Origin of the sequence: Mesorhizobium sp. M7A.F.Ca.US.005.03.2.1 (genome assembly GCF_003997795.1) — a bacterium.
In the GTDB taxonomy this organism is placed as follows: domain Bacteria; phylum Pseudomonadota; class Alphaproteobacteria; order Rhizobiales; family Rhizobiaceae; genus Mesorhizobium; species Mesorhizobium ciceri.
The window spans coordinates 1-6,814 of record NZ_RZRP01000295.1; the positions used below are offsets into that span (position 1 = coordinate 1).

Genomic DNA, 6,814 nt, shown 5'->3' on the forward strand with positions numbered 1-6,814 from the left:
CCGGCATGTGCGGCGACTATGATTCCTCGCTCGGCATGGACAAGGAGGAGCCGCTCAACCGGTTCCTGTCGAAAGTGCCGAAAGGCCGCTTCGAAGCGGCGACCGGACCGGCGACCTTGTGCGGCGTCGGCGTCGATATTTCCGACCGCACCGGGCTGACCGAGCGGATCGCGCCGTTTCGTCGCGGCCCGCGGCTGGAGGAAACCGCACCGTCCTTCTGGTCATGACATTGATATAGGCACGCTTAGTACCTAACTGCCGGCGACACTGCTCTAGATCGTTAAAAGAGGGGACGACCTCCATGCAGCTCATCGAATTCCTGGCGCCGCATTTTCAATTTGTGTCCGATCCAACCGCCTGGGTCGCGCTGCTGACGCTGATTGTGCTCGAGGTCGTGCTCGGCATCGACAATCTGATCTTCATCTCGATCCTGACCAACAAGCTGCCGGAAGCACAACGGGCCCGTGCCCGCCGGCTCGGCATCTCGGCGGCGCTGATCATGCGGCTGGTGCTGCTGGCCACCATTTCGATCATCGTCCAGCTGACCACGCCGGTGTTCACGGCCTTCGGCCACGGTTTTTCCTGGCGCGACCTGATCCTGATCGCCGGCGGCCTGTTCCTGGTCTGGAAGGCGACCAAGGAGATCCATCACACGGTCGATCCCGACGACCACAAGGATACGATGATGGGCGAGACGCTGCAGATCAGCCTCGCCGGCGCGATCTTCCAGATCCTGCTGCTCGACCTGGTCTTCTCAATCGATTCGATCATCACCGCCGTCGGCATGACCGACGAGATCGCCATCATGTACATCGCCGTGATCGTGGCGGTCAGCGTGATGATGCTGGCGGCCGGGCCGCTGGCCAACTTCATCGCCAAGAACCCGAGCATTGTCATGCTGGCGCTGGGCTTCCTTTTGATGATCGGCATGACACTGATCGCCGACGGCATGGGCTACCATGTGCCCAAGGGCTACATCTATGCGGCGATGGGCTTTTCGGCATTGGTCGAGGGGCTCAACATGCTGGCGCGGCGGCGCAAGAAGCCGGGCGGCGGGCATTGAGGCATGAGCAGCAGGGACCTTAGCCAGAATCAGCGCGATCAGTTGGCCAAGCTGGCTGAATTGCCTGACAGCGAGATCGATATCTTGGACATTCCGGGAGCTCCGGCCGAGAATTGGGCTCAAGCTCGTCGTGAGCAGGAAAAGCGGCGATCCCAAGCCCGCCGGTTCAGTTAGCCGGCACGCCCTTCGGGTGACGGTCGCCGATCAGGCCGAGCGTCAGGCCTTGTTCCAGCCACGCCTTGGCACCGGCCAGCACCAGCGTGAAGCCGCCGGTTGAGCCGACGGCCTCTTTGACCTGCCCGTCGCCATCGCCGGCGAAGCCAAAATTGCGAACCTCGAGAAAAGTTGTCTCGCCAGGCATTTCGGTGAAAGTCCAGACCACGGTGGTCGGTGGATCGCTCCACTGCATGACGATCTTTTCGTTCGGAACGATCTCGCTGACGTCGACCGTCGTCGAGACGCCGTACATGCGCCATTCCCAGTGGATCTGCTCGCCGCTGTCCAGCCGGCCGCTGCTATGGGTAAACCAGAATTTTGTGGTGATGGCCGGGTCGACGAAGGCCTCGAACACTTCGGCGACAGGCCGCCGGATCAGCATGCCGGCTTCGGCGGTCGGTTTTTCGTGGATGTCCATGGAATGCTCCTAATGGTCAGATATTGGTCTCGTTGGCGGGTTCGCCTTTCATCTCGCTGCGGTAGTAACCGTCGCGCAAATTGATGCCGTACTCGACATAGGCCTTCATGCAGGCCAGCATCTGCGACCAGCCCTCGCAATTGAGATAGGACTTCTTCAGGCCGACCGCGCCTTCCTGCCAGCCGCTCTCGGCGATGGTGACGAAGGTGCCGCCATCGTCCAGCGGTTCGAAGTTCATCTCGATGCGGGTTTTGTAGGCCGGCTTGCCGTCCTCATCGGTGGCATCCCAGCGCAGCACGATGCGGCGGTCCTTGACCACTTCGTCGACCTCAACCGGCACCTTGCCCCACCAGACGACGCCGGCGCCGGCTTCCAGCGGGGCGCTGGCGCCGCCGATCGTGGTGAAATAGCCGCTCAGTTTCTTCGGATTGACGACTGCGTCGAAGACGTCGGCGACCGGCTTGCCGATGCGTCCGGAAACACTGAATCCAAGTGACATATCAACAGCTCCTTCCCTTGATCGGTTCAACAATATGTTATATAAACATAACATGTCAAGCCGATCGCAAGACGACAATGTTTTCAAGGCGCTGGCGCATCCGCGCCGGCGTGAAATACTGGATCAGCTGAAGGACGCGCCGAAGACGACCGGCACGCTGTGCGAGGCCTTTCCCGATATCGATCGCTGCACGGTCATGCTGCATCTGAAGGTGCTGGAGGAGGCCGACCTGATCGTTGCGCGGCGCGACGGCCGCGAGCGCTGGAACCATCTCAACGCGCTGCCGATCAAGCAGATCCACGACCGCTGGATCAGCCAGTATGCCGGCCATGCGCTCAGCATCATCGACCGGCTGAAATCCGATCTGGAGGCGTGAATGCTTGCTGCAGCCCATGGCGCGCGTCCCGTGCGCGGTGCGGCTGGACGAATTGAGCCGATTTATCTATAAGCCGGCCATTCCGACAGAGAACGCCGTGCTTCCAAGAGGTGCACCTGGGACGCTCTGAAATTTTGAATTCGGGCATTGCGGCAGACGAGGTCAGATCACTTCGCTTCGGGATGCTCTAGCCGAGAAGACGACAGGGGTGCCATGGCTGGCCATTCACAGTTCAAGAACATCATGCACCGCAAGGGCCGCCAGGATGCGGTGCGGTCGAAAATGTTTTCCAAGCTGGCGCGCGAAATCACCGTCGCCGCCAAGAGCGGGACGCCCGATCCATCGATGAACCCGCGCTTGCGCCTGGCGATCCAGAACGCCAAGGCGGTGTCGATGCCGAAGGACAACATCCAGCGCGCCGTCAACAAGGCCTCGATGGGCGATGCCGAGAATTACGAAGCCGTGCGCTATGAGGGCTATGGCCCGGGCGGCGTCGCTGTCATTGTCGAGGCGCTGACCGACAACCGCAACCGCTCGGCGTCCAATGTGCGTGCTGCCTTCACCAAGGCCGGCGGCGCGATGGGCGAAACGGGCTCGGTTTCCTTCATGTGGGACCGCGTCGGCGAGATCTATTATCCGGCATCGGCCGGCAGCGCCGACAAGGTCATGGAAGCGGCAATCGAAGCCGGCGCCGACGACGTGGAAACCGACGAGGAGGGCCACACCATCTATTGCGCCTTCGAGAATCTCGGTGAGGTATCGAAGGCTCTGGAAACCTCGCTCGGCGAGGCAGAATCGGTGAAGCCGATCTGGCGGCCGCAGAACAACGTTCCGGTCGACGAGGAGCGGGCACAGTCGCTGATGAAACTGGTCGCCACGCTCGAGGACGACGACGACGTGCAGAGCGTCTACGCCAACTTCGAAGTCGACGACGAGACCATGGCCAAGCTCAGCGCGGCATGAGCGGAGCTCAGCCCGGCATGAGCGAAAGCGTGCTCCCCGCCATCCGCATCAGCTACTGCACGCAGTGCCAGTGGCTGTTGCGCGCCGGCTGGATGGCGCAGGAGCTGCTGTCGACCTTCGGCACGGACCTTGGCGAAGTAACGCTGGTGCCGGGCACCGGCGGCATCTTCACCATTTCCTGCAATGACGTGCTTGTCTGGGAGCGCAAGCGCGACGGCGGTTTTCCGGACGCGGCCAAGCTGAAGCAACTGGTCCGCGATGTCATTGATCCGGACCGCGACCTCGGTCATTCCGATCGGAAGACAAAGGCGTAGAGGCCGCCGCTGCCGTCACTTGCGTCGCCACGCTCCGAAGGCGGCGCCAATCGCAACACCCACGGCGACGCCCATCGGAAGGTCATCCAGAGCGGTGCCGACCGCGGCACCGACACCAACTCCGATTGCCATGCCGAAGGCCATATTCGAATATTGATCCTTCATCGGTGGCTCCATCCATCCTTTTCAACGCGCGGCGAACCAGAAGGATGCCAGCGCGGCTATGCCGCTGATGGTGCGGACATGGTTCCACATCACCCACTCGTTGAGGTAGCGCGACAACAGGCTTGCGCCATTGCTGCTGGCCGGATCGACGGAGGCGAGCGCATCGTTGAGCGGGACGTTGAAGATCATCGTCACCACCACGATGCCGATGAGATAGAGCAGGCTGCCGGCAACCAGCCAGAGCGAGCCTGGCTGGTTCCAGCCGATCACCGCACCGATGGCGACAACGATGCAGACGAGAGCCGTGCCGAACAGTGCTGTCATGAACAGCGGCGTCACGGCTGTGACGTTGATGGAATTCATCGCGGCAATGCCGCTTGCGGCTGGCATGCGGGCGAGGCCCGGCATGACGAAGCTGGAGAAAGCAAAGAAGACGCCGCCGACGACGCCTGAGCCAAGTGCGGCAATGAAGATGAGAGTGGGAAGAAGTTTCGCGATCATGTCAGTTGCTCCAGATGCCCATTGTGCTTTCCTCCGCATAAACGTGATTAATCCTCACATTTGCAAAACGTGATAAACCCTCGTATTTCTCGAGTCAAGTGATTTTGGCGGCATTTGGAGTCAGGTATGGAAGACGCGGCAACCCCCGTTTCCGCACAGAAGCAGGCTGCTTCACCGCGTCGGGCGCCGAGCCAGCAGCGCAGCCGCGAGCGGGTCGAGCGCATGCTGGCGGCTGCCTCGGCGCTGATCGCCGAGCAAGGCAGCGATGCCATGCGCATGGGTGAGGTGGCGGAGCGCGCTGGGGTGTCGATCGGGTCGCTCTACCAGTTCTTTCCGGACAAGCGGGCGATCATCTGGGCGCTGGCCGAGCGCTACACCGCCGAAAGCCAGTCCTGCATTTCGGCAGCACTGGCTGGTATCAGCGACGCCGAAGGCCTGCAGTCCGCGTTTTCAGAGTTGGTCGACATCTATTACCGGCTGTTCCTGGCCGAGCCGGTGATACGCGACATCTGGTCGGGCACGCAGGCCGACAAGGCGCTGCGCCAGCTCGAACTCGCCGACAGCCGCGCCAACGCCGAATTCCTCAGCGCGGTGCTGAAACGGCTGCGGCCGGCAGCCGATCCGGCGACACTGGAAACCACGGCGTTTCTGGTCTGGCAGATGGGCGAGGCCGCCATGCGGCTGGCGATCTCGGTTGAGCGGCAGGAGGGCGACAGGCTGGTCGCCGCCTACAAGCGCATGGCGTTAAGGGAATTGCTGGCCGAGTAGGACCGCGCCGCAACAAAAAACCCGCCACAAGGGCGGGTTTTTGATCTGTGAAAGCTCGTTTGGCTTAAGTTCTTACTTAACGCAAGTCGTTATCCCAAAACCGCTTGGCACTTTTGGGCGACATGCAATTAGATGCCGAAACCTTCGAAACGCTTCTTGAACTTCGACAGGCGGCCGCCGCGGTCGAGCAGGGTCTGCTGGCCGCCGGTCCAAGCCGGGTGGGTGGTCGGGTCGATATCGAGGTTCATCGTATCGCCTTCCTTGCCCCAGGTCGAACGGGTCGTGTATTCGGTGCCGTCGGTCATGACGACCTTGATGGTGTGGTAATCGGGATGGATGTCGGTCTTCATGGTTCGGTTCCTGGCTTGCCGGCGCTGCCGACGGGCATAAGCCTGCGTCGATGCGCCCCTTTTTAAAACTCGAAGCCGCAGCTATTGAGGAGCCACGGCTTCTAAAACGGTCGGCGAGCCTATACATCAGCCGGAATTGAATCACAAGGCCGCGGCAAGCGCATATTGAGGCGCAGACCCCAAGGACGGCTGGAGGAAACATCGGGATGGCGCAAATCACCAGCGCAGACGAGCGCCGGCGTTCGCTCAAGCCGCTCAGGCGCCTGTTCCCCTACATCACGCACTACCGCACGCTGGTCGTCGGCGCCATTATCTCGCTGGTCATCGCGGCGGCAACCACGCTGGCGCTGCCGCTGGCGGTGCGACGCATGATCGATCATGGCTTCTCGTCGTCCAGCACGACCTTCATTGCCGAATATTTCGCAGCGCTGGTGGCTATGGCCGCCCTGCTGGCGGCAGCATCGGCCGGCCGCTACTATTTCGTCATCACGCTGGGCGAGCGCGTCGTCGCCGATATCAGGCGCGATGTGTTTGCCCATGTGACGACGCTGTCGCCTGCCTTCTTCGACACCGCCCAGTCGGGCGAGATCGTGTCGCGGCTTGCCGCCGACACGACGCAGGTCAAGTCGGCGGTCGGAGCGACGGCCTCGGTGGCGCTGCGCAATGTCATCCTCGGCCTTGGCGCGGTGGGGATGATGGTCATCACCAGCCCGAAACTGTCCGGCCTGGTCATCGCGGCAATACCCGTGATCGTGCTGCCGCTGGTCGCCTTCGGCCGTTCGGTGCGGCGCAAATCACGTCAGGCGCAGGATACGCTGGCCGATGCCACCGCCTATGCCAGCGAGCAGATCGGCGCGGTGCGCACGCTGCAGGCCTTCACCAATGAGAAGCTGGTCACCGGGCATTTCTCGGCTGCGGTGGAAGCTGCTTTCGAGGCGGCACGCTCCTCGATCTTCGCGCGCTCCTTCTTAACCTTCTTCGCCATTTTCACCATCTTCTCGTCCGTCGTGGCGGTGCTGTGGTTCGGCTCGCGCGACGTGCTCGAAGGCTCGATATCGCCAGGCACGCTCGGCCAGTTCCTGCTCTATTCGGTGTTCGCCGCCGGCGCGCTGGGCGCGCTGTCGGAAGTGTGGGGCGAACTTGCGCAAGCGGCGGGTGCTGCCGAACGGCTGACCGAGATC

At 62.1% G+C, this 6,814-nt stretch carries 12 protein-coding genes; 7 read left to right on the top strand and 5 right to left on the bottom strand.

The annotated features are described in order from the left end of the window. Both EN991_RS17545 and EN991_RS17550 read left to right on the top strand, forming a co-directional pair. The coding region (locus tag EN991_RS17545; protein ID WP_206519214.1) for a YmdB family metallophosphoesterase at positions 1–227 on the top strand (227 nt) is incomplete at its 5' end. Positions 228–301: 74 nt separating this feature from the next. Further along, positions 302–1,063: a TerC family protein gene (locus EN991_RS17550; RefSeq protein WP_013529109.1), complete on the top strand. Its 762-nt coding sequence runs from the start codon at positions 302–304 to the stop codon at positions 1,061–1,063. Positions 1,064–1,229: 166 nt separating this feature from the next. On the opposite strand, the gene EN991_RS17555 is transcribed toward EN991_RS17550, so the two are convergent. Together EN991_RS17555 and EN991_RS17560 are read right to left on the bottom strand one after the other, a co-directional pair. Further along, on the bottom strand, positions 1,230–1,697 hold the full coding sequence (locus EN991_RS17555) for an SRPBCC family protein (protein ID WP_127369214.1): 468 nt from the start codon (positions 1,695–1,697) through the stop codon (positions 1,230–1,232). A gap of 16 nt (positions 1,698–1,713) precedes the next feature. Beyond that, the gene (locus EN991_RS17560) at positions 1,714–2,196 is read right to left on the bottom strand and encodes an SRPBCC domain-containing protein (protein ID WP_013529111.1); all 483 of its coding nucleotides are present in this window, start codon (positions 2,194–2,196) and stop codon (positions 1,714–1,716) included. Positions 2,197–2,248: 52 nt separating this feature from the next. On the opposite strand from EN991_RS17560, the gene EN991_RS17565 reads away from it, so the two are divergent. The 3 genes from EN991_RS17565 to EN991_RS17575 all read left to right on the top strand — a co-directional run bounded on the left by EN991_RS17565 (position 2,249) and on the right by EN991_RS17575 (position 3,849). After that, on the top strand, positions 2,249–2,572 hold the full coding sequence (locus EN991_RS17565) for a helix-turn-helix domain-containing protein (protein WP_127369215.1): 324 nt from the start codon (positions 2,249–2,251) through the stop codon (positions 2,570–2,572). A gap of 213 nt (positions 2,573–2,785) precedes the next feature. Next, complete coding sequence (locus EN991_RS17570) at positions 2,786–3,535, top strand: YebC/PmpR family DNA-binding transcriptional regulator (protein ID WP_127369216.1); 750 nt, start codon at positions 2,786–2,788, stop codon at positions 3,533–3,535. Positions 3,536–3,552: 17 nt separating this feature from the next. Next, positions 3,553–3,849, top strand: coding sequence for a SelT/SelW/SelH family protein (locus EN991_RS17575; protein WP_245460989.1), 297 nt, complete (start codon positions 3,553–3,555; stop codon positions 3,847–3,849). A 15-nt stretch (positions 3,850–3,864) separates the two neighbouring features. On the opposite strand, the gene EN991_RS17580 is transcribed toward EN991_RS17575, so the two are convergent. Then, positions 3,865–4,014: a hypothetical protein gene (locus tag EN991_RS17580; protein WP_127369218.1), complete on the bottom strand. Its 150-nt coding sequence runs from the start codon at positions 4,012–4,014 to the stop codon at positions 3,865–3,867. A 21-nt stretch (positions 4,015–4,035) separates the two neighbouring features. Further along, a complete protein-coding gene (locus EN991_RS17585; protein ID WP_127369219.1) occupies positions 4,036–4,515 on the bottom strand; it encodes an anthrone oxygenase family protein in 480 nt (159 codons plus the stop codon). 126 nt (positions 4,516–4,641) lie between these two features. Here EN991_RS17585 and EN991_RS17590 point away from each other — a divergent pair, with 126 nt between their 5' ends. Continuing rightward, a complete protein-coding gene (locus EN991_RS17590) occupies positions 4,642–5,283 on the top strand; it encodes a TetR/AcrR family transcriptional regulator (protein ID WP_024502910.1) in 642 nt (213 codons plus the stop codon). Positions 5,284–5,411: 128 nt separating this feature from the next. On the opposite strand, the gene rpmE is transcribed toward EN991_RS17590, so the two are convergent. Beyond that, positions 5,412–5,633: a 50S ribosomal protein L31 gene (gene rpmE, locus EN991_RS17595; RefSeq protein WP_013529118.1), complete on the bottom strand. Its 222-nt coding sequence runs from the start codon at positions 5,631–5,633 to the stop codon at positions 5,412–5,414. Between the two features lie 206 nt (positions 5,634–5,839). Between rpmE and EN991_RS17600 the strand changes: the two genes are divergently transcribed. Next, positions 5,840–6,814, top strand: a 975-nt coding sequence (locus EN991_RS17600) for an ABC transporter transmembrane domain-containing protein (RefSeq protein ID WP_245460990.1), incomplete at its 3' end; no start/stop codon positions are given.

Excerpts from the sequence above, each read along its gene's own strand:
- EN991_RS17550 (WP_013529109.1), top strand. The coding sequence starts at position 302 with ATGCAGCTCATCGAATTCCTGGCGCCGCATTTTCAATTTGTGTCCGAT.
- EN991_RS17555 (WP_127369214.1), bottom strand. The coding sequence starts at position 1,697 with ATGGACATCCACGAAAAACCGACCGCCGAAGCCGGCATGCTGATCCGG.
- EN991_RS17560 (WP_013529111.1), bottom strand. The coding sequence starts at position 2,196 with ATGTCACTTGGATTCAGTGTTTCCGGACGCATCGGCAAGCCGGTCGCC.
- EN991_RS17565 (WP_127369215.1), top strand. The coding sequence starts at position 2,249 with ATGTCAAGCCGATCGCAAGACGACAATGTTTTCAAGGCGCTGGCGCAT.
- EN991_RS17570 (WP_127369216.1), top strand. The coding sequence starts at position 2,786 with ATGGCTGGCCATTCACAGTTCAAGAACATCATGCACCGCAAGGGCCGC.
- EN991_RS17575 (WP_245460989.1), top strand. The coding sequence starts at position 3,553 with ATGAGCGAAAGCGTGCTCCCCGCCATCCGCATCAGCTACTGCACGCAG.
- EN991_RS17580 (WP_127369218.1), bottom strand. The coding sequence starts at position 4,014 with ATGAAGGATCAATATTCGAATATGGCCTTCGGCATGGCAATCGGAGTT.
- EN991_RS17585 (WP_127369219.1), bottom strand. The coding sequence starts at position 4,515 with ATGATCGCGAAACTTCTTCCCACTCTCATCTTCATTGCCGCACTTGGC.
- EN991_RS17590 (WP_024502910.1), top strand. The coding sequence starts at position 4,642 with ATGGAAGACGCGGCAACCCCCGTTTCCGCACAGAAGCAGGCTGCTTCA.
- rpmE (WP_013529118.1), bottom strand. The coding sequence starts at position 5,633 with ATGAAGACCGACATCCATCCCGATTACCACACCATCAAGGTCGTCATG.